Annotated in this window: 16 protein-coding genes; 2 read left to right on the plus strand and 14 right to left on the minus strand. The window is 58.0% G+C overall.

Annotated elements, in window-relative coordinates; all coding sequences use genetic code 11:
• Window positions 1-11: 11 nt before the first annotated feature.
• Window positions 12-2,096 (minus strand): hypothetical protein, encoded by a 2,085-nt coding sequence (locus tag AB4Y31_RS08375; protein ID WP_368673560.1) that lies wholly within the window; start codon window positions 2,094-2,096, stop codon window positions 12-14.
• A gap of 22 nt (window positions 2,097-2,118) precedes the next feature.
• The gene (locus AB4Y31_RS08380; protein WP_368673561.1) at window positions 2,119-4,797 is read right to left on the minus strand and encodes a hypothetical protein; all 2,679 of its coding nucleotides are present in this window, start codon (window positions 4,795-4,797) and stop codon (window positions 2,119-2,121) included.
• Between the two features lie 887 nt (window positions 4,798-5,684).
• On the opposite strand from AB4Y31_RS08380, the gene AB4Y31_RS08385 reads away from it, so the two are divergent.
• Entirely contained in the window at window positions 5,685-7,658 is a 1,974-nt protein-coding gene (locus tag AB4Y31_RS08385) for a hypothetical protein (RefSeq protein WP_368673562.1), read from the plus strand.
• A 278-nt stretch (window positions 7,659-7,936) separates the two neighbouring features.
• Here AB4Y31_RS08385 and AB4Y31_RS08390 read toward each other — a convergent pair whose 3' ends face one another.
• The 6 genes from AB4Y31_RS08390 to AB4Y31_RS08415 all read right to left on the minus strand — a co-directional run bounded on the left by AB4Y31_RS08390 (window position 7,937) and on the right by AB4Y31_RS08415 (window position 11,080).
• A complete protein-coding gene (locus AB4Y31_RS08390; protein ID WP_368673563.1) occupies window positions 7,937-8,278 on the minus strand; it encodes an H-NS family nucleoid-associated regulatory protein in 342 nt (113 codons plus the stop codon).
• A gap of 152 nt (window positions 8,279-8,430) precedes the next feature.
• Window positions 8,431-8,754 carry a helix-turn-helix domain-containing protein gene (locus AB4Y31_RS08395; RefSeq protein ID WP_368673564.1) on the minus strand — a complete coding sequence of 108 codons (324 nt, stop codon included), beginning with the start codon at window positions 8,752-8,754 and terminating at the stop codon, window positions 8,431-8,433.
• Between the two features lie 146 nt (window positions 8,755-8,900).
• On the minus strand, window positions 8,901-9,125 hold the full coding sequence (locus AB4Y31_RS08400) for a helix-turn-helix domain-containing protein (RefSeq protein WP_368673565.1): 225 nt from the start codon (window positions 9,123-9,125) through the stop codon (window positions 8,901-8,903).
• A gap of 61 nt (window positions 9,126-9,186) precedes the next feature.
• Window positions 9,187-10,134 (minus strand): HAD domain-containing protein, encoded by a 948-nt coding sequence (locus tag AB4Y31_RS08405; protein WP_368673566.1) that lies wholly within the window; start codon window positions 10,132-10,134, stop codon window positions 9,187-9,189.
• Window positions 10,095-10,436 (minus strand): hypothetical protein, encoded by a 342-nt coding sequence (locus AB4Y31_RS08410; protein ID WP_368673567.1) that lies wholly within the window; start codon window positions 10,434-10,436, stop codon window positions 10,095-10,097. The genes AB4Y31_RS08405 and AB4Y31_RS08410 overlap by 40 nt, the downstream gene beginning before the upstream one ends.
• An 11-nt stretch (window positions 10,437-10,447) precedes the next feature.
• Entirely contained in the window at window positions 10,448-11,080 is a 633-nt protein-coding gene (locus AB4Y31_RS08415; RefSeq protein WP_368673568.1) for a hypothetical protein, read from the minus strand.
• A gap of 253 nt (window positions 11,081-11,333) precedes the next feature.
• Here AB4Y31_RS08415 and AB4Y31_RS08420 point away from each other — a divergent pair, with 253 nt between their 5' ends.
• Window positions 11,334-11,633, plus strand: coding sequence for a helix-turn-helix domain-containing protein (locus AB4Y31_RS08420; protein WP_368674454.1), 300 nt, complete (start codon window positions 11,334-11,336; stop codon window positions 11,631-11,633).
• 383 nt (window positions 11,634-12,016) lie between these two features.
• On the opposite strand, the gene AB4Y31_RS08425 is transcribed toward AB4Y31_RS08420, so the two are convergent.
• From AB4Y31_RS08425 to AB4Y31_RS08450, 6 genes are all read right to left on the minus strand, one after another.
• Window positions 12,017-14,116 carry a DEAD/DEAH box helicase gene (locus AB4Y31_RS08425; RefSeq protein WP_368673569.1) on the minus strand — a complete coding sequence of 700 codons (2,100 nt, stop codon included), beginning with the start codon at window positions 14,114-14,116 and terminating at the stop codon, window positions 12,017-12,019.
• A gap of 2 nt (window positions 14,117-14,118) precedes the next feature.
• Window positions 14,119-14,979 carry a DUF1837 domain-containing protein gene (locus tag AB4Y31_RS08430; RefSeq protein ID WP_368673570.1) on the minus strand — a complete coding sequence of 287 codons (861 nt, stop codon included), beginning with the start codon at window positions 14,977-14,979 and terminating at the stop codon, window positions 14,119-14,121.
• A gap of 486 nt (window positions 14,980-15,465) precedes the next feature.
• On the minus strand, window positions 15,466-15,837 hold the full coding sequence (locus AB4Y31_RS08435; protein ID WP_368673571.1) for a hypothetical protein: 372 nt from the start codon (window positions 15,835-15,837) through the stop codon (window positions 15,466-15,468).
• A 613-nt stretch (window positions 15,838-16,450) separates the two neighbouring features.
• Window positions 16,451-16,750 (minus strand): helix-turn-helix transcriptional regulator, encoded by a 300-nt coding sequence (locus tag AB4Y31_RS08440; protein WP_368673572.1) that lies wholly within the window; start codon window positions 16,748-16,750, stop codon window positions 16,451-16,453.
• 105 nt (window positions 16,751-16,855) lie between these two features.
• Window positions 16,856-18,196, minus strand: a complete 1,341-nt coding sequence (locus AB4Y31_RS08445; RefSeq protein WP_368673573.1) for a tyrosine-type recombinase/integrase — start codon at window positions 18,194-18,196, stop codon at window positions 16,856-16,858.
• Window positions 18,197-18,401: 205 nt separating this feature from the next.
• Window positions 18,402-19,583 carry a tyrosine-type recombinase/integrase gene (locus AB4Y31_RS08450; protein ID WP_368673574.1) on the minus strand — a complete coding sequence of 394 codons (1,182 nt, stop codon included), beginning with the start codon at window positions 19,581-19,583 and terminating at the stop codon, window positions 18,402-18,404.
• Window positions 19,584-19,658: the final 75 nt, after the last annotated feature.

Genomic DNA, 19,658 nt, shown 5'->3' on the forward strand with positions numbered 1-19,658 from the left:
TTGTTGTGTCTTCAATTCGTCATCGACGCATAACCGTCTCTCAGTGTCGACGGGAGGCTTGTTGCATCCCTGGAGCCGAGAAACTGTCCCCATCCTTGAACGGCTGTCATGAGGTGCTCGGCGTCGTCGCCGATGAACTGATTTCTGAATCTTGCGAGGCGGGCGAGCACGCCCGGAGGCAAATCAAATGTGACGACCCGTGTCAGCCAGTCGCCGGCGATGGAACCGGTCGGGACGGTATCCGGGGCAACCGACAGGCGGCTAGGCGGCGGGACGGGCGCAACGGCGCTCGCCAGTGCGGCGACCGCGCCGGCCTCATGCACGCCGGGAAAAACTGGAACCAGGTATCCGGACCAACTATCGTCGGGAGACCCCACGCCAGGCTGCGCGTCACTTCGGCCCGTGGTCGTCGCGAATACCAAAAGGTTGGTCGGACGGGAGGCACTCTGGAGGACGGTCTGAAACGACGCGAGCCATAGCCGGTAGGGCGCGGCATCAATGTCTCGCATGCAAAGAATATGAAAGCAATCGGGTGCGCCCAAGGCTGCCTGCCAGGCATGTGCAAACGCGGTCGGTGTTTGCGTCCCGGGTGCCCGCCAGAGGTCGTCAAGCCCGATGATGCTGGGGTCCAGAGCCATCGTTCGATAAACACCGGCGGAGATGCAACGCGCGTACGCCCGGAGGGCGAGTTCGGCCTGCGGGCCGCATAGCAATATCAACTCACCCGCTCGCGCGAAAATGTCAGTCAGTCGCAGCGCGCTTTCGTCGATTCCATGGCGCTTCGCTTCCTCGCCAATGACGGCGGTCAAGGAGCCATATCCAATTTCGTTGCAGGCGCCACTCGGCAATCCGGTTCCCCAAGGCGGCATGACCGGTGGAATAAGCGACGGCCCATGGTAACCATGCTGAGTCAGCATGCCCTCAAGTCGTTCGGCAATGAACGACAGGGCGGGATGCCCTTGACCGGGGCATTGGGCTAGGCTGGTGCGCAATTCTGAGGCAATCGCCGACAAGCCATCCGAAATCGCCTTCTGTTGCTCGTGACTCTCGTTACACAGTCTTTCCAGCTCTGCGAGGTCGCTCGAAGCCCGGGTGCGACGCTGCTCTAAATTCAGGACCTCTCCCGAGAGTTCCTCGAGCTGGCGTCGTGATTCGGTAAGGGATGCCTCGATTTCCTCTCTCACCTGACGTTCAAGGCTGGGCCGCGCTTCCTCGAGAGAACGACGGGTCGCCAGTTCGGCCGCGGCCTGCACTTTTTCCTTGGTACTCTTGAGGTCGAGTACCAGCGAACTGAGTGCCTCGGAGGCATCCAGTCGTGCTTCAAGTATCGGCCAGTCTACCCGGAGCCGTTCCATGTCAAGCAGAATGTCGTTGTCCTCTCCCGGCATGAGGTCGGCCTGCCGGAGCGCGCGAGAGATGTATTTGACGGCATCTCGTGACGGCCGCGCGTAAGGCGTATCTCCAACACCCTGCATGAACTTGCGGAAGCGGTCGATAACGCGCTCGATAAAATCTTGGTCGCTACACCAGTTGACTGTCTTGATGACGGGCGTATGCGGAATGGCCTGAGCTGGAATGACCTGTAATCCGTTGAAGTCCACCGATGATTTCCAGCCGCTGGGCATTTCCTTCAATTGCACAGGCCGGGAGAGGCTGTTGCTCCGCCAAAGACCATCAGCCGAGCGCGTGAGGGTTACATCACAGAATAGGTCATCAAGCAGCAGAATGACCGCAGTCACCGAGCTGAATTCAAGCGGGAGGTCGACGCCCTGATTGAAGAGCCTTCGTCGTGCCATCTCCAGCGACATCGACGACAAGTCGACAATCGGAGTCGCCCGCACGATGTCCTCTGCGAGCAGGAGGTCTGGACCATTTAGGTCACGTCGCTCGTTCGGACGCTGCGTGAATGTCCACAAGCTGTCTATCGGGGCGTTAAGCAGGGGGCGCGCCGAGAATATCTTCCCTTGCGTGGGAAACCTCTCCACAGCGTTTTCGATTCTTTTCCATTGCCCTGCGGTTCGCACCGCGAGGGGCTCCATCCGTGCCCAGCTCGCTTCGTTTCTAAAGACCTTTCCCAAGAACAACTCGTCGTCCATCACAACCCCGTAACCCTTATTTTTACCGACGCCCAACAGGGGGCGGCATCAATTCCTGAACCCGAAACACGTTCCTACTTCGGGACCATCCGAGTGCTTCTGCTGACAGGCCACTTACCTTCGGGTTAAGCGTCGACTTGTCCTCGACGAACGCATGGCCGAACACGGACCGTATCCAGGCAACGCAGTCTGCAGTCATGTTGTAGACATACGTCCAGCGCCCATCCACCAATGCCGGACCGGGACTTCGGCAGGATGAAAGCATCGCGAGATTCGCAAGTGGCTCGACGAGATGGCCGTCCTCGCTGTTTCGGACGAGACGGGCGCCGTCCCATCTGAACATCGCGATTCGCGCGCGGCGATACGCCTCGATGATTGCTGATGTCCGGGAAGTGGTCACATACCGCGCCGAGCCGGGGCCCGTGACAACGAAGATGTCGTCCCGGTCGCCCCGTTCTCGTCGGAAACGTTCAAGGTTTACCGACCCGGGATTCGTGGTATCCCGGCTTCGGAAACCGCCGTTGTCCCAGTCCCACCTCGCCACGCGCCGATGTCGTGACTCGTCGACGTTCTCTGATGGCCAGCACTCTGGCGCAGCCATGGGTGTGCATATCCCCCGTTCGGCAACCGCCCATCCGAGTTCTTCCGCGACCTCGCCCAGGGCAGGTCCCCTCGCGAGCTGTATATACGCCGTGTATTCACTCGCCCCGGGCCTTTGCAGCACAGTACAGCCTGCGGCTTCAGCGGTCTGCCGAAAGCGGCGCCGGATGTTCGCGGGAGCACTTCCAACGAGCAGTAAGCCTTCGACGCCCTCCGCATTCCTGACATTGAGGAGGGAAGGCGGCGTGAGCCACCATCGGCGAGCCCGCCATCTGACGTTGAAAGTTGGCGTGAGCCAGCCGCACTCCATCAATCCGCGCAGTATGTCCCATACGGGGGGCGCGTCCTCTCCGAGGACGGTGCGGATTGTCGGTACAAGTTCTTGTTCAGACCAGCCAGCGCGGCCACCCGCGTACAACGCCTCCAGCCAGTCCTGGAATCGTGCGGACTGCTCGCTGTCCGCGGGTGGAGAGTCATCGGTGATAGCTGCCAGGACAATCGGTCCGCATGTCGAGCGAACACGAGCTTCCTCACGGTGTCGCCACGTCGCTTCGTCGATATCTCCGAGCTTGACGTGTTCGACCGCGTCGGAGAAAAAGACGATGGGCGTCTCGATGGCGAGATGCTCCGCCGACGGAATCATGTTCTCATCGAGACGAAGCTTGTAGGCACCCTCAAGCGAAGTGTCCGCGATGATTGAATAGAGGGTGTCAGATTCACGGTGGAGCACACACTTCGAGCCATCGTCCCCTGCGGGACTAAGCGTCACGGTTCCGGGGCCCGGAATCCTGACTTGCGGAAGAAGCGACTGTCGGCCAAGAAATCCCGAGCCGGTATTGTGTCCGCCAACAAGCATCATGGCCTGGGAAGGCAAACCGGGGGATTCGATACCCAGCCCAATGTATTGATACACGGAGCGGCAGTCGGGGGCTGGGATGGGGCCGGCCAGTACCCAGCTATCTCCAACCGGCTCGGTTGCGACCCCCCATTTACTGGCGATACCCCGGTTTCGCTTCGACAAGAGTAGAAGGCAACGCGTGGGAATGGATGGCTCTAGCAGATTCGAATGCCACACGCCAAAATGGGCTTCGACGAACGGGATACCGCCTCGGCTGATGGCCGAAACCAGCGCTGCGCTTGCGCCTTTCCCGACCTTCTGGGTAGCCCAAGGCCCAGTTCGCGCCAATACCTGGTCAGGGAAATCTTCCAGGACCTGGAGCGGGTCGACATTGCCCTTCCTGTCGGCCAGGACGACGCGCAGCTCAACGTCATCAAGCGTCGCTCCGAATCTGAGCTCAAAGCGCGGTGTAAGGGTTGGCTCCGATGCCGGTGAATGCTGTTCCCGCAGAAGACCGGCCAAGGCTACCCAGAAGCGATGCAACCTCAGCAATGATGCCTTCTTTAGATAAAGCTGCCGGTACTCCCCGCTCGCCTGACGCATTGCCGGCGAAAAGCTGGTGTCGTTTTGGACTAAGGGGCAAAGCTGAATTGCGGCTTCAGCCGGACTGGCGATTGCGCGGTACTCCGTTCGACGGTCCAGGAGTTGACGTAATCGCCGCACGTCACGCCACGCCGGAAAGGTTATGGCGTTAGTGAGGCCCAGGTGCTTGCCCGTCCCGGGAGGCGGAAGCATTACCTGTCGAACTGCTTCGCCGGCGGCATGAGCCTCGTTGCACCAGTCCTGCAACCGGCGCCAAAGGTCCGACAACGAGGAACGGTTATTAAAGGGGGTTTGGGTGCCAAAGGCTCGGGCGAGGTTTTTACCGAAATCCCGAGTGGAGTCGTTGCTGTCAGCAGTTGCGACAATCGCACATGTCATCACGAGAAACCGGAAAAACCCCGGTAGCCCCGGCCTTGGCTTGAATGGCACGAGACCATACGCCAGCGCATCAGCCATCGCGGCCGGGCCACCGCATGCTTCGGCCAGAACCTTTACGGGGTCTGCATCACGTGCGATTCCCAAAGCCGCACGCAGTTGCGATTCAGACGCGTCGATATACCGGAGCGCGCCGGCACCAAAACCGCCGTCGGAATGCAAATAGTAAGCCGTGAGCGCAGCTTCGACGCACAACTGGTCAGCCGCTGAACACTTGTCCGCCACTGGTGCTAGCACCGTAGACCCTCATCTCGGAATTACTGCGCCTCTCGTCAGCCGTTTCGGTGCACAGCCGAAACGACTCAATCTAATCATATAAATGTAACAGACCGTTACGTCAATGGGTGTGGCAAATCGACCCTGCGGATGACGGGCGGGAACTCGCCAACTCGCCGACGGGGTGTTCGGCAAGGAGTGACGACCGGGTTGTTGGAGGGAGGCCGACGCGGCTTCGACCGCGCCAGCAGCAAAAGTAGGAGGACGTCGGGCACGGCCGAGTCGAGGAAGCCGGCAGGTCTCGTTCGCTGAGGCGTGAACTTTAATGACCTTCAGCGCGTAGTCCCTAGGGTGTGGATACAAGGCGCCACGCAAGCCGCAATTGAACACCACCGAAGCGCGTCGACGGACAGACGGCCCTGCTGTTCGGCGCAGAGATGACTCGGCGAACAGGATGCGCGTCATTGCAAGCGAGTATGTGGGCGGGTGATGACGCTCTTGAATGCCAATTCTTTTTGAAAACCAAGGTATGTCGAGGAAATTTGCCTTATTAGCAAAGGCGATTTGTCAGCGCTCCATAGTGACGAAAAGAGAAACGCAACATCCTGTTTTTCGACCGTCATGCGCAGCCAGCCGCATACATGGCGCTTAATCGATGTGCCATTGTGGCGCGTTCCTCGAAAAAGACAAGGGCGCAACGACTACCGCCGGATGGACACTTCGCACTTAACGGCGCACACCTGTTGTTCGAGCTATACCGAAGGCGAGACGACATTGCCCGACTCCGGTTTATCGGTATGAATAGGAAAAAATAATGAACAATAGAGCGCACTTCTTGTAAGGCGTACGTTTGATAGAATCTTCGCATTGTCCTTTTTCGTCAAGGACTTACGACGATGGATAATTTGCTCATACCGGTCACTCTTAATAGCTCGCAGAGACGACCAATCCAGGCGGTTCGGGCAGGCAAACGGGAAAAACGTATGTCTGCTGTTTCAACTCTAACCTTCCGCGAACTCTCGGAAAAGATGCACCAGCTCGTAGCGAATGGCGAAATGCCCGCCTCCACGCTACCCAACTTGAAATCGGCCCTTCGGGCGTTCCTAGCGAGCTTCGACGCTTCCGAAGAGGGCATTGTTGGTTCGATGCTGCGCCGCTCGTACTACCGAAATCTTCGCCTCCACGTCGAGCAGTTACAAGCCGAGGGTCGCGACAAGAGCTACATCGCAAATCGAAAGAGCTTGATGGGGAAGTGGTGCTCACTTGTAACGCATCTCGACCGCATTGAGGCCGCAGCATCAAACCGCATGTCCCCCTTTCAGTCGATGCTGAACGACCTGCTCACCCAAAGCCAAACGACTGTCGCAGGGTTGGCGCGAGCGGCAAGTATTTCTAAGTCGACACTTGGCGCCTGGGTCAAAGGAGCGTTGCCGAATCCCCGCGCCGTTCCTTCGTTGAAACGGCTTGAGCGGTTCTTCGCTCTGGAGCCGAATAAACTTATAGACCTGGCATATGAGCGACACAATTTCACACGACTGGAAAGCAAGCCGGCTATGAAAATTCCCTATCGGGAGAGATTAGCCAGGGCTTCGAAGGACGCGTACCGCCTGACGCAAGTTTCCGATTCCTTGGCACAGGAATGGTTAAGTTTCGTCGCGCACAAAACTGAGAAACTGCCAGACCTTCGACGATTTTCGCGTGGCGTGTGGGTCTCGACAGACCTATTCACGGAGGGGGAAACGGACCGCAACTGGTATTGTTTTATCAAAGGTAAATACGTTCCGTCGGCGGGCATTGCATGGTCGTATGTGACTTCTTACCTTGGATGGCTCAACCGCGCGCGAGAGCTTGGCGGAGCCGGGCTTACTACTGACGATGTCCAGACGCTTGCCTGGTTATCGAATAAACGGATGGCTCATCGGTACCTAAAATGGCGGATTGAGCGCGCCGAAGACATAGTGCATGAGGGCGTGGTCCACTTTGCAATGATGATTGGGGCGCTCAACCATCCCCAGCATGGCTACCTCACCCAAATGCCCGAACTCCGAGAGCGGCTTTCCGAGGCTAACCGCCCCCGAGTTTGGCAAGACGCTTGCCAAGAAGCCTACGCATGGGCCGCTGAGATGAAGAAGAATCTGCGGGCAGATGGTGTCGAGCATTCAAGAGACCCAATGGCACCCATCAAGAGTGTACTGGAGCTAGACGACCCGCTGGAGGCGGTAGCGGACATGATTTCGCGAATGAAGAGTTGTCGACCGACCACTGGCGGCATTAGCGAGGCTGTTTGGGCGCGAGACCTGCTCCTCGTCAAACTGATGACGTCGAATCCGTTGCGCGCCAAGAACATGAAGTTGCTCACCTATCGCGCTGACAACACAGGCAACCTCTATCGTCGTCCAGATGGCAGTTGGTTCATCAGAATTGAGAGACGTGCCTTCAAAAATGCCAAGGGAGCCGCAAAGAGCCGGGATTACGACATGCCCGTCAACCACGTAGTGTGGGGAGACATTGAACGCTATGTGAATGTCTATCGCCCGATGTTGCCGGATGCAGACAAGGTGGACTTTGTTTTCTTGTCTACATCTGAAGAACAGTCAGACGGCTACGTCGGTGCATGGAAATCCTTGAACCGACGGATTTTCTACCTCACTCGTCGCTATTTGTGGGACTGTCCGGGCATCGGAGGGCACGGCTTTCGTTACATCATCGGCACTGCGACGCTGAAAAAGGCACCAGGAGCCTGGGATGCAGCTGCTGCCGTTCTCCACGATGAAGTCGATACGGTAAAGGCACACTACGCTCATCTGCGCCCCTCCGATGGCGGCAACTTCGTGCACACGTTACTGGACTCCGCCTTCGCGCGGATGTGAGCCGACTGCACGGCCGGGCGTCGTACTCGACACCCGGTCTTTGTCAGGCTGTCGTATGCAACACTGCAAAGCGGCTTCAGCTCTGCAAGTGCTCGCGCGCGTAGCCGAATCGCGACGATGCATGTTCCTCGCACGCTAGAGATGTCGTAATTGGTTCTATGGGCATGACGCAGGATTGACCACACGAATACCTCGGAGCTAGCGGATACGGCCGACAAGTTCCGAGCTGACATCAATAGCACGAACGCTAAGTAGACACTTGCGCGAGGCGCGAACGCTCAGAAAGATTCGAGATGCTCGAACTTGTTTGTCGCCAAACGGGTTCCGGCGAACGGGTCGTCGCGCCAGTCGACGCTCGGGTGCTGCTGCGAATTTTGCTCGCGCATCGTGCTGACCGCGAAATGCTCGAGCGATTGTCCGGCACTGGTCGCCTGGACGACCCACTGCGGAGCAGCGCCTTCACCATCCCAGCTGTTGCCAAACGCGTCGCGATATCTCACCGCACGCTGGCGGCGTTGGTCCTCGGCAATCGAAGCAGCAACGTCCTCGGGTTCGATACTGAATTCGGCCATTCTGCGTCGCAGGTAGGCGACGATGCTTTCGCGCTTTCTCTCATCCATCCGGTTCGTCTTTGCTTAGCACACGGTAGTCGGGCTGACCGGTGCGCGTGATGTGCAGCCACGATAGCACAATGGACAGCAATACTCATGGTCGGCCGGGAAGTCGCTTGGTTCAAGATAGGGTGTTGCGTTGCTACGGTCGCGTCTGCGCTCTACGAGATTTTCTTGTTTCTCGATTTGCTGGCGCGTTGCCGCGGTACCGCGTTGCGCGTCATCATCTCGGGATTGATAGTCGGGACCGGAGCAATAGTCTCCAGCCACGATTCGCGGCCGAGAACGCGCAGCACCCTGACTAAAGTTTGCAGCGACGAACCATTGCCGCTTTCCAGGTTTCTCAGCGAGCGCACGCTTATCCCCGCGCGTGCCGCAACAGTCGTTTGGTCCAGGTTTTTATGAACTCGCAGCATCTTCAAACGTTGGCCGAGTAGCTCTTCTTGCTCTTCCGGCGTCCGTGCCGGCGTCCGATTGATTTGCATCCCTACCTCGAAGGGCGACGACGTGCGCACACGCTAGCAACGACCGGCAAGAAGTTGCCCATTGAAGCTTAAAGTGCGTTTAATCGGAAAAATGTTGCTGCTTGTTGCACGACGCGGGACTTCATCGCAAGCGTGCCTTGGACCGTTCAAGGCCACAAGCCTAGCGGGTCGGCATCCTCGGTTTGCGAATCGAGATATGTGCGCTGTGCTGCCTCTCGCTTTGTCAGGAGCGCGTGCGCCGAGAGCGGGTCGATGTTGACGGTGTCGTTGGGGCGTTTGGGGAGAACCTCCGATAACGCTCCGCGCTTAACGAGCTGGTGAACATGGGGGCGGCTGACAAATAAAAGCTTAGCGGCTTCTTCTACTGTCATGACTGGCTCCTTTCAATGACTTTCGGCGCCGCGAAGTTCGTAGAGGGAGGGGGCGAGCGTGTTAGGTATGCGTCTCGAGCAGCCATTCCCTGATTCGTTGCAGTGAATTCTCGTCGCTGATACCGCGCGTCGGGTCGAGTAGCAGAAAATGCCGCGCTAGCTCACCTGGTTGCTGGCCGAACCGCTCGGCACCAGAAACTGCGTCGTCGATTGCGAGCCAGTGCTTGAGGCGCTTGCCGTACACGTAGCTCGTAATGACATGCGTGCGCTCAGTACCGTCGAGCACATAGCTGCGCTGGGGCTTGATGTTGCTAGTCGTGCCGAGCACGCGCGTGCGTAGCTCTGGCGGCAGGTACGCGATGACGCGCTCCTCTGGCAAGCGACGGGCCCATGATGTCGTGAGCACTATCTTCACGTCGGGGTACGGCGCGAGCAACTCTACCAATGTGGGCGCAAGCTCCAGCAGCGGGCGGCCAGAGTCGAGGGTTATCTCGTCATCCTCGCCGATGTACGCGTTGCCGACGTGGAGCGTTCCGTCGAAATCGACGAACAATGTTGGCGTCATGTTGTCCATGACCAATGGCACCGGCTTCGGCTGTTCTCGCCGCGGAAAACGCCGCTCCATCACTTCACACCAGTCGACGGTATGGCCGACTGCCTTGATAGCGTCGCCAGCGTCATCTCGTTTCATAACGAGCATCTCTAGTCCGAACCCAGCGAGCACTTTAAACAGCGACTCGGTACCGGCGGACAATCCGTCTTCGATACGGCTCAATTCGGCGACATCGACGAAGAGATAGTCAGCGGCGTCGAGGGGGCTGAGTTCGCATTGTTGCCGTTGATTTCTAATCAGGCGGCCGAGCGCTTGAAGGTCCAGTGCCAGCGGGCTGAGCGTCGAGTTCGGCGTGGATGATGCTGGAGACATTTGGTAGATGGTGAGCGGGAAAGGTGCATCAATCCCAGAAACGATTACCAGTTCAACAGTACGCGCAGGCGGGATATGAGCCATGCCAGTTCGTCTTCGGAAACCCATCCCTTTCGGGCGATTGCGGCGCGCACGCGTTCGAGGGTGGCGTCCCGGTCGTGTTCCGGATGAGCCATTGCGTCTTTCACCGCCTTCGGCACGAGCTGCTGCGCGAGGTCTTCGCATATGCTCCAGCGTTCCTCACGTTCGCGGGCCGTTTGCCCGGCGACATACCTGCCGTCAGACAGGACGGCACAGACCTTTTGTTGGGCGCCGGCGACGATGCCGTGCGTCGCGTCACGGGGGAAGCTATCAGGGACGCTCGACGGCTGAGAGGTCGTCTCCATTTCTAGCTCGCTTAACCGCGCGACTCCGCTTGCCTAAGGTTGACCCCCGGGGTGACACAGTCATCGCAATAGACGCGACGCCAATAGGCTTCCCGGTACTCGCCCGGATTGCCGCAGCTCTCGCAGATGCACCGGGCAATTGCCTCAGCGTTATCTACGTACGAGCGAATGCGCACCCAAACATCTGTGGGACATAAATGCCCGTGCATGAGCGCAACCTTGAGTTCACCAGCGACTTGCCCAATGTCCGTGCAAATGGGAAGCACCGGGTAGGTGGCCCGGCCGGACACCAGCGCGCTATCCAGTTCCGCGAGTTTTTCCGGAAACTGGAGCTGCTCGCGCCAGAGCGCACGTAGCTCAAATTCAACGTCGCGCGCCAGCGCTTCGATGATGGGATACCAGCCGACTCCGCATTGAATGCCGAAGTGCGAGATGTTTGCCGGGTACGAATCGGGATGGTGTACCGCGCGAAAGAAGAGCGGGAATCGCGAGAACAGGTCGTTTTGCCCGGCATTCAGCATCCACAAGCGCGGCTTGGGATGCAGTTCGGTGTCCACGGGTTCAAACAACTTGACCTGTCGGCGCACTGCCGGCGAGTTTTCAACCGACCGTGTACGACGCTGTGCTCGAGGAGCAGTCACCAAGAATCCTCCGTCATCGACCTGCCGCAGGACGAACACACCCCTCGCAGCAGCGATTGTGAAAATGAAGTTTGCTGCCGACGTACGTCACGGGACGTTGACTTTTGACGGTAGCGCGGCATACCAGCGGGCGCTCGGGCCCGGTGCGAGCGCAGTGTAAATGGAAAAATGTGTAGTGTAAAGACAGCCAGTTTATAAACAGACAGTTTCTTAACTGTAGCTTTAGATGCTGCAATCGGGGATGCTCCTGCCCCATATGGCAGAAAACGTGAACGCGCGCCTAGAGGCAGTCCGAGGGCGAATCGCAAATAACCTCAAACTACTTCGCGGCAAGCAAGGCATGTCCCAAGAAGCACTTGCGGACCGTGCTGGTTTACATCGCACTCAGCTCAGTCAAATTGAGCGTGGGCGCACCAACTTGATGTTGGACACGCTCGTATCGTTGGCGGCGGCGCTTGGAGTGGACGAAGCAGACCTCTTCCAAGAACGCGACGAAAAGCCAACGCCCCTAAAGAGCGGCCGGAAGAGGCGAACGGACACGCCTGCAAGCAAGTAGATTTTCGCCATGGCGAGTTCCTGCTGGCACCGTCGCCCGGTAAAAGTAGGCCCGGGTTAAATCATTCTCTGGAAAGTTCAGTTGTTCGTTATCAACAACGACACGCTAGTCACTCTGTGCCCATAGGGGGAGCCGCGGACGGGACGCGCCACCAGGTGTGAGGCGTCCCAGCGCCGCCTGCGCAGCCTCGCAGACGCGAAGAATGATGGAAAAGCTGGGAGATATTTGACGCGCGGACGTTTCGCCGCGAGTGCGTACACGCGCGACACCAACGACCGCTGTGGCCAAACCGGGCCTGCACGCTAACGTCGGATAGCCTGAATTAGTTAGGGAAGCTAGCCGTTTAAATTCACAAATAAGCGTAACGGCCCGTTGGAATCGGACTATTGGTCAGACTCATTAAGCTCCAGTGCTGAAATAATCCAATCGCGTTCAAACGGAGTGAGTTCGGCAGAGCCAGATAGTGCGAGTGCTGCGAGGCGGTCTGTGAGCACTGCCTTGCTTTCCCCGACGTGGAATCGCTCCGATATCTGAATGGGTATCCCTTCCTCGTCGAGGTTCTTCAGCTCCTCCGCAAGAAACCACCTGCTCAACGCCTGCACAAAAAGGCTGTAGTCCGCGTGAAACCCCGCCGATTTCACAAAAGCCTCGACAAGCGAGAACCATTGCGGTAGACCGTATTCGCATGCCCTGAGAAAACGAAAGACACTGTCGTAGCTCTCTGCTGACCCCTTGTATTTTGCATCGTATTCATTTAAGAAGGTCTTCATCCCCTTGGATTTCCGTAATCCACCGATGAAGTACGTCAGCGAATTCGCTGTATAAGCCCCGAATTCACTGGCTGGTCGAACGGCGCAGATTACTTCGACAACAGCTTTGATTTCCGGGTAGCGGGGCACGCCAGTCCATACGAGGGCAGCGCCTCCATCAAGGGCGCTCTGAACTTTCGTCTTCAGTCGCTGCGCGGCATCAAGTCCCAGCGAGGCAGCCAAGCGCAGGTCGGGCCAGTCCAGAGCAAGTGAGTCGCGTACCGCTACGATTCGGCTATCGGCAGTGGTCTGAGCTGGAGGCTCATCCAGTTGCACTACGTAATCTAGCGGAGCGTCTTCTTCGTCGGCGAACAATGTTGGAGACACCTCCATCTCTTGATGCGTCGGCGCTTCGTTAAACAAGAAGACTTTCCCAACATGATGTTGGCCAAGACGCCCCGCGCGACCTCTTATGTTCGAATACGTGAAAAAGTCGTACGGAGCTTTGTTGATGTTCTTGTCGTATATCAGGACCGTTTTCGCCGCGGTATTGACGCCCTCAATGAGGGTTGAGGTACAAAACAGAACCGGCAACGTACCTTCGTTGAATAGCCGCACCATCTGGGACGCAATCGCTCGCGGCAGCCGTCCGTGATGAACGCCAAACCCAAAACGTACTGTGTCGATGAGCGACCAGTTTGCCCCAACATTGCTCGAGAGCCACTGCGCAAAAGCATCAGCGTAGTCCGATACTGCCATCCCCTCCGCGGCCTTGCTCGCAATCTTGTTCGCACGGTCTGGGGACGAGACAAACACCAGTGCTGGCCAGTTGCTATCTTCGCCGATTTCCTCAAGCAGCCGCTCCTCCTTGTCCGCGATTTTTCGCAGGTCGTAGGTATCGACTGCAACTGTGGAAAATTTGGTCTTTAAAAACTCAAACTTCCATTTCGCTCCCTCCGCGAATCGCACGCCGTCGATGTTCGGGCCGAGGAAAAAGAACTGGCGAGAGCGCTTCAAAAGCTTGTACACCGCGGCATTCAGTGTGATGCTCCGGTCGTCTTTCCGGCTCGGGTCGAGCTTATAAAACTCGTCTACTACGGTGAGGTCCAACTTACCAAGGTCATTCCGATGAATCAGACGTTCCTGGGTTCCAAGGAAGATTGTCGGTGTATCTCCAGACGCCTCTTCGGAGGGATGCATGACGACAGAGAAGCGAGTCTCGAATCGTCGACGCAAGCGTCGCCGAAACTCATCAAGCAACGCGATAGTGGGGAGTACGATGGCGACGCGGGTGTATCGTCCGGATGCGAGAAGCGCGTCAATAAGTAGGCTTTTCCCGAAGCTCGTGGGTGCACTCAGAATCAGATTCCGTCCTGCAAGCAGCTCGTTCAACGCATCTACCTGTTCGCGGTGAAGAGTGATGCCGTCAAGCTCTGGTACGGTCACCGTCTCTGCTAACAAGAGGTCAGGCTCCGACGCCACCGCTTTGTCGATGTAGTTCCACAACCCAGACGCTCTGGCGAGCGCACTGAACGGCTCCCGGTACGATGCCAGTTCCTGCCGGTCCTCTATGAGCTTCGCGAGCCTCGGAACGATATCCAGAGTGCTCGGGTCGTCGCTTTCCTCGCGTTGAATTGCGCTCGCCGCACCTCTCAGGATATCGAAGACTACGCCTTTCAAATCGTTGCCGCGGAGCGATGAAATCTGGTTCCATTGTTCGCTGGAGATTTGCATGGCTAGTCCTCGACGGTCAAACCCTTTAGTCGTCTGTCGAACGCTTTTGCGATTCGGTCTTTCGACGCCAACGGCACATAGATGAGATGCATCTTGATTTTACTCGGCAGACCAGATTGCTCAATCTTCTCGCGCAACTCCGTCAATTCAGCATATACACATTCAATATAGTCGGCCGTGTGTTCTTTGTGCATTTTCACCGCATCGCTATCGCATGCGATACATACAGGGAAAACGGCATTCTGAAAAAGGGCGTCAATCGAGGTTTGAGTCGCCAATAACTTTCGAATCTTGTCGGCGTGGGGTAGCGATTGCGAAATTTGTGGGCCCAGTATGAACTTCTCACGTTTTAAGAACCCTGCATCGATGTGGTCCTTCACGGATTTGATTGCCGCGGAAATGGCCGAAACCCCGTTCTTGTAGAACTTCGACTCGCCGAGCCAGATTTCAAACGTGCTGTCATCAACGTATCTGACGTGCGCCATATCGAAGGATTTGACAACATCGTTTGACGCCGTCTTATAAAAGACACGTGGAGCGAGTGGAATCGTCTTGAAGTAGTCGCGGCATATTGCGTGCAACGTAATTTCGCCAAGCTCCCCGCGCTTATTGTAGGCCTTTGTGGAGTAGACCCGTGCGGCTGCTTCTTTCAGTCGAACATAGATGTTGCCGTGATTGACGTTCAGCTCGTCCTCTTTCAGGGCATAGTCTGGCAGCCATTCAATAATGTGGTCGGCGAGCGCTGAGCATCGCCACTGACTAATCTCGAAGCCCGCGCAATAGCTGTCGTGCTGCCATGGCGATGCCTCAGAATGCAACTGAAGTAGCAGCCGCGCAGGAGTGCTGTCGTAGACGTTCATCATGCTGGCGTCTTGGCCGCGTTAACCGCCTGACTGCTTACCAACGAATTCGCATGGTTCTCGCCGGGAAGATAGTCGACGACTCGGCATCTCAGGTGTGTCATTTTCCCCTCTGCTACTCGAATGAGACAGGGCAGCTCTTGTGCGGTGCATGGCGCATAAGTTCTATGCATCGCTGATTCTCGGTCGTGATTCGCTGAAAATCAACAGGTGGCGAGAATCTTTTCGACGACACCTGCAGACTAGCTGATGACGTCGGAAGTGCGCGAGCGCTGAGTAACGACGGTGCCATTGCGGGCGGGTTAGCGTTGTGCAAATCACCTCCGTAAAGCAACACGTCGGCATCCCGTATTCCGATGCGTTGCTGCGTCAACCCATCCGGCTTCCTCATTTAGACGACTGCGCGACGCCTTACGCGTGCCAGTCCTCCACACTGTATGACTGAATCGGACCCGTCGTGAGTCATGGGATATGGTCACCTCGCCGGCGTCAGCCCGCACCCGAACGTCGCCCCACCCACCCCCAGGGTGTCCACAGGTAGGGCGAAACAAATCTCTCGCCGGTTCCGGCGTCGGCCCATCCGCCGCCCATGAAGCGGCGAACGGTGCTACCGCTGGGCAACAGTGCCTGCAGCCATTGAGGGAGGCCCGCGCGCTGTACCGCTGCCCTACCGCTATCATCCAGTCCGCCGTAGCCGAAAAGGCGAGCGGCTTTCGGGATGCGCGTCATGCAGTTGAACTTGGCCATGTAGCGGCCCCATCGCTTGACGTGCCTGCAGCAGGCGGTCCACGTGGAGCCCCATGACCACCATTGCGCCAGCTTCCTCTTGTCGAGGATGAAGTCCCGGGGTAGCCAGAGCATCAGGTGGTAATGGAGCCGACCTTCGCGCTCAAGAACCCACGTGCACGGCAGCCGGTGCCCGCGACGCTTCAGGGCCTGGCGTACTCGAGCGAGGAAATCACTGATATGCCCCGGGGCAGAAGTCCCCGTTGTCCTCGAACGTCAGCGTCAATGCGATGGCATGCAAGCGCGTAGCTTTGGCTTGGCGGCGATGCTCCCCGATAGCTCCCAGCAGTCTCTTGCGGGCCTTGGTTCTTCGCTTCTTTGTGGAGAGCATCGCACTTGTTTCAATCTTTTTGACAAGTTCAGCGAAGCGGGTCGCGGACGCTGCGGAGCGAGAGGGACGGCGAGCCGCCGTCGGCGAAACAGAACACATGGCACACCTCGTGTGTGTGCCGCTTCAGCCAGATAGCTGCCCTCAGTAAAGAAATGTGTCCTCCGCGTGCTGAAATGCGGCGGGTTAAAACGTATTCCGCACCCATACTTGGCCATTCCGAAAGCATGGGCGTGCAAATCCAAGGTCGCCCAGACGCTCAAGCCCTATGCTTGAGGCCACGCCAGGCGACTTGGGACAAACCGTAGCTGCTCGAACTGGCAGGTCTACGGTAACGACGTGCTATTCAGCAAGAAGCGCTTACGCGCCTTGACTGACAAGCTGCTGAATATCACTGGCCCGCCATGCAACGCAGCGAGGGCCAAGGGAAACCGGCTGCGGATAGCGGCCGCTTTTCACTCCCGCGTACCAGGTGGCACGGGAAACCGGAACAAGCGCCAGTACGGCCGGAAGGCGCAGAAGGGAGTCACGGGAGGGTTGCATGAGACTATCAAGCTCCGGCACTGCCGGAAGGCGCAAAAGTAAGTCATGCTGAGTTTGCATAAAACTATCTCCAGAAATGAGGGCCGTGCAGATGTCGCTTATCCACGGATAAGCCATGGAAATACGGCTTGAATTTTTCCCATCAGCTGTCGGCGTCGGGCTTGCCGGCAACTGCGGGCAACTAGCGGCAAAGGATGTCAGGCTCTGCCGCCGTGCAGATGGTCAGGCGGCTTCCACGTCGACGAACACCTTATCGTGGGCACCTTCGCGCAGGCGGTCCAGATAATCCGCCCATTGCTGCATCATCTGTCGCCTGACGGCGAGAAATCTCGTGCGGTTGTAGGCGCCCCCCAGTGGGTCGGGAACACGGTGGGCCAGCTGATGCTCAATCACTTCCGGTAGGAAACCCAGACCTTCATGCAGGATGGTCCGCGCCATCGCCCGAAAACCATGCCCAGTGTGTTGCTCGCGGGTGCTGTAACCTGCGCGACGCAGGGCGGCATTCACCGTGCCGCCAGACATCGGCTTTGTCTTGTCAGCCACTCCAGGAAAGACATACTCATGTCGTCCGGTGAGCGGATACAGCTCACGCAAGATGGCGATGACCTGGCTCGCCAGCGGAACCAAGTGAAGAATGGAATTGGGGCAAGTGCCAGCACCCTCCTCCCGCTTTTCGGGAATGTAATTCCACTCGCCTTTGTCCAAATCGATGTCCTTCCAGCGCATCGTCCGCAGCTCGCCGGGCCGACAAAAGACGTAGGGCGCTATTTTCAGGGCGCATTTGACCGGGAAGGTCGCACTGACCGCGTCCATTGCGCGGAGCAACGGTCCGACGTCCGCCGGGTCGGTCACGGCAGCAAAGTGACCCGGCTTAGCCGGCGCCAACGCGCCGCTTAGGTAGACGGTGGGATTGCTTTGCGCTCGACCGCAGGCGACGGCGTAATTGAACACTTGAGAGCAGTTCTGCTTGACACGATGTGTGGTGTCTTTGGCGCCGCGGCTCTCAATGCGGTGAAGGCACGCCAACACCTCAGGTGCGGTGATGTCCGCGATGGGTCGCTTACCCAGCCACGGGAAAATGTCGTTCTGAAGGCGCGCGATGACCCTGTCTCGGTGCGACTTTGCCTTCTTGGACATCATCCGCTCGAACCAGTCGCGGGCGACGGCCTCGAAGGTGTTCGCGGCATTCGCCAGCCTTGCCGCCTTGGCCGCTTTCCGGTGCGCGCTCGGGTCGACGCCGTCGGCCAGCAGCTTGCGCGCCGCGTCCCGCTTTTCCCGTGCCTTTTCCAACGTGGTTGCAGGGTATCGGCCCAACGAAAGTCTGTTCTCTTTTCCGTCGAATCGATACTTTAGTCGCCAAAGCTTTGACCCTCCGGGAGTAACTTCCAGATACAGGCTCTTGGTGTCGTAAAGCCGATAGACCTTGTTGCGAGGCTTGGCTTTTTTGATGGCAAGGTCCGTGAGCGGACTGCGAGCGCCGCGCTCAACAGCAACCGGACGTCGAACAGGGAACAGCGCCACGACATTTGTCGAGCGCACGACGGAGCCATGCAGGGTTTGCATGTAGCTATCTCCATGTAAAGCAAACAGCCCTTCGGAGATATGTCCTCACTCCACGACGTGGTCGTGGAAATACAGCCTCAATTTTTCCTGGAAGCTGCTGGAGCAGGGTTTGCCAGCAACCTGTCGTCCAGTGACGACGGAGGAAGTATTACTGGTGAGCATGCGCACGGTCAATTAATTTTTGCAGGCTTTTAGCAACTTTATTCTAATTTTCGCGCAGTTTATCCAAATAATCCGCCCATTCCTGCATCATTTTTCGCCTGTCTTCCAAAAACTTGGTTCGGTTATAGGCGGTGCCTAGTGGGTCGGGCACGCTATGCGCCAATTGATGCTCAATGACCTCGGGCTTAACGCCCAGTCGCTCGTGCAAGATGGTGCGAGCCATCGCTCGAAAGCCATGTCCCGTCTGCTCTTCGCGGGTGCTGATGCCCGCCCGCCTCAGCGCGACGTTGACTGTGTTGCTCGACATGGGCTGTTTCTTGCGGTGCCGGCTAGGGAAGACGTAGTCCCATCGCCCGGTCATCGGATGGAGTTCACGCAGGATGGCGACGGCTTGCGCCGCGAGCGGAACCAAATGAGGCGTTTGAGTCTTGCCCACGATGTAGCGCCATTCGGCTGCGTCGAGGTGGACCTCGTCCCACCGCATCGTCCGTAGCTCGATAGGCCGACAAAACAGATAAGGAGCAAGCTTGAGCGCGCACTTCACCGGAAAAGTTGCATTCACCTCATGCATCTTGCGCAGCAGAGGACCAATCTTCTCCGGCTCAGTCACGGCGGCAAAATGGCCTGGCCTAGCGGGCGGCAGCGCCCCCTTTAGGTGAGCAGCGGGGTTGCTATTCGCCTTGCCGATGGTCACGGCGTACCGGAAAACCGCCGAGCAATTTTGCATCGCCCGGTGCGCCGTATCGCGCGCGCCGCGGTCTTCGATTCGCCTCAGGCAGGCCAACACCTCCGGTGCGGTAATGTCCGCTATCGGTCGCTTGCCCAGCCAGGGGAAGATATCGTTTTGGAGCCGCGCGATGATTTTGTCTTTGTGAGACTTCGCCTTGTCGGCCATCATCCGCTCAAACCACTCGCGGGCCACCGCCTCAAAGTTGTTGGACGCCCGCTCCAGCCGCGCGGCCTTGACTGCTTTCTTGTGCGCACTCGGGTCGACGTCGTTGGCCAGCAGTTTGCGCGCATCGTCGCGCTTGGCGCGCGCGTCCTTTAAGCCTACGTCCGGGTACTTGCCGAACGAGAGCCGCTTCTCTTTGCCGTCATACCGGTACTTCAGGCGCCAGAGTTTCGACCCGGCAGGCGTTATCTCGAGATACAGGCCGCCGCCGTCCCAGAGGCGCTGGGTCTTCCCGGTCGGCTTGGCATTCTTGACAGCGAAGTCGGTGAGCATGGGGGCATCCTCGAGTGAGAAGATGAACCGATGCCCCTTATGCTGCCCCGAAAAGGGCCAAGATTTCAACAGACG

This window comes from Trinickia sp. EG282A, from assembly GCF_040965455.1.
GTDB lineage: Bacteria > Pseudomonadota > Gammaproteobacteria > Burkholderiales > Burkholderiaceae > Trinickia > Trinickia symbiotica.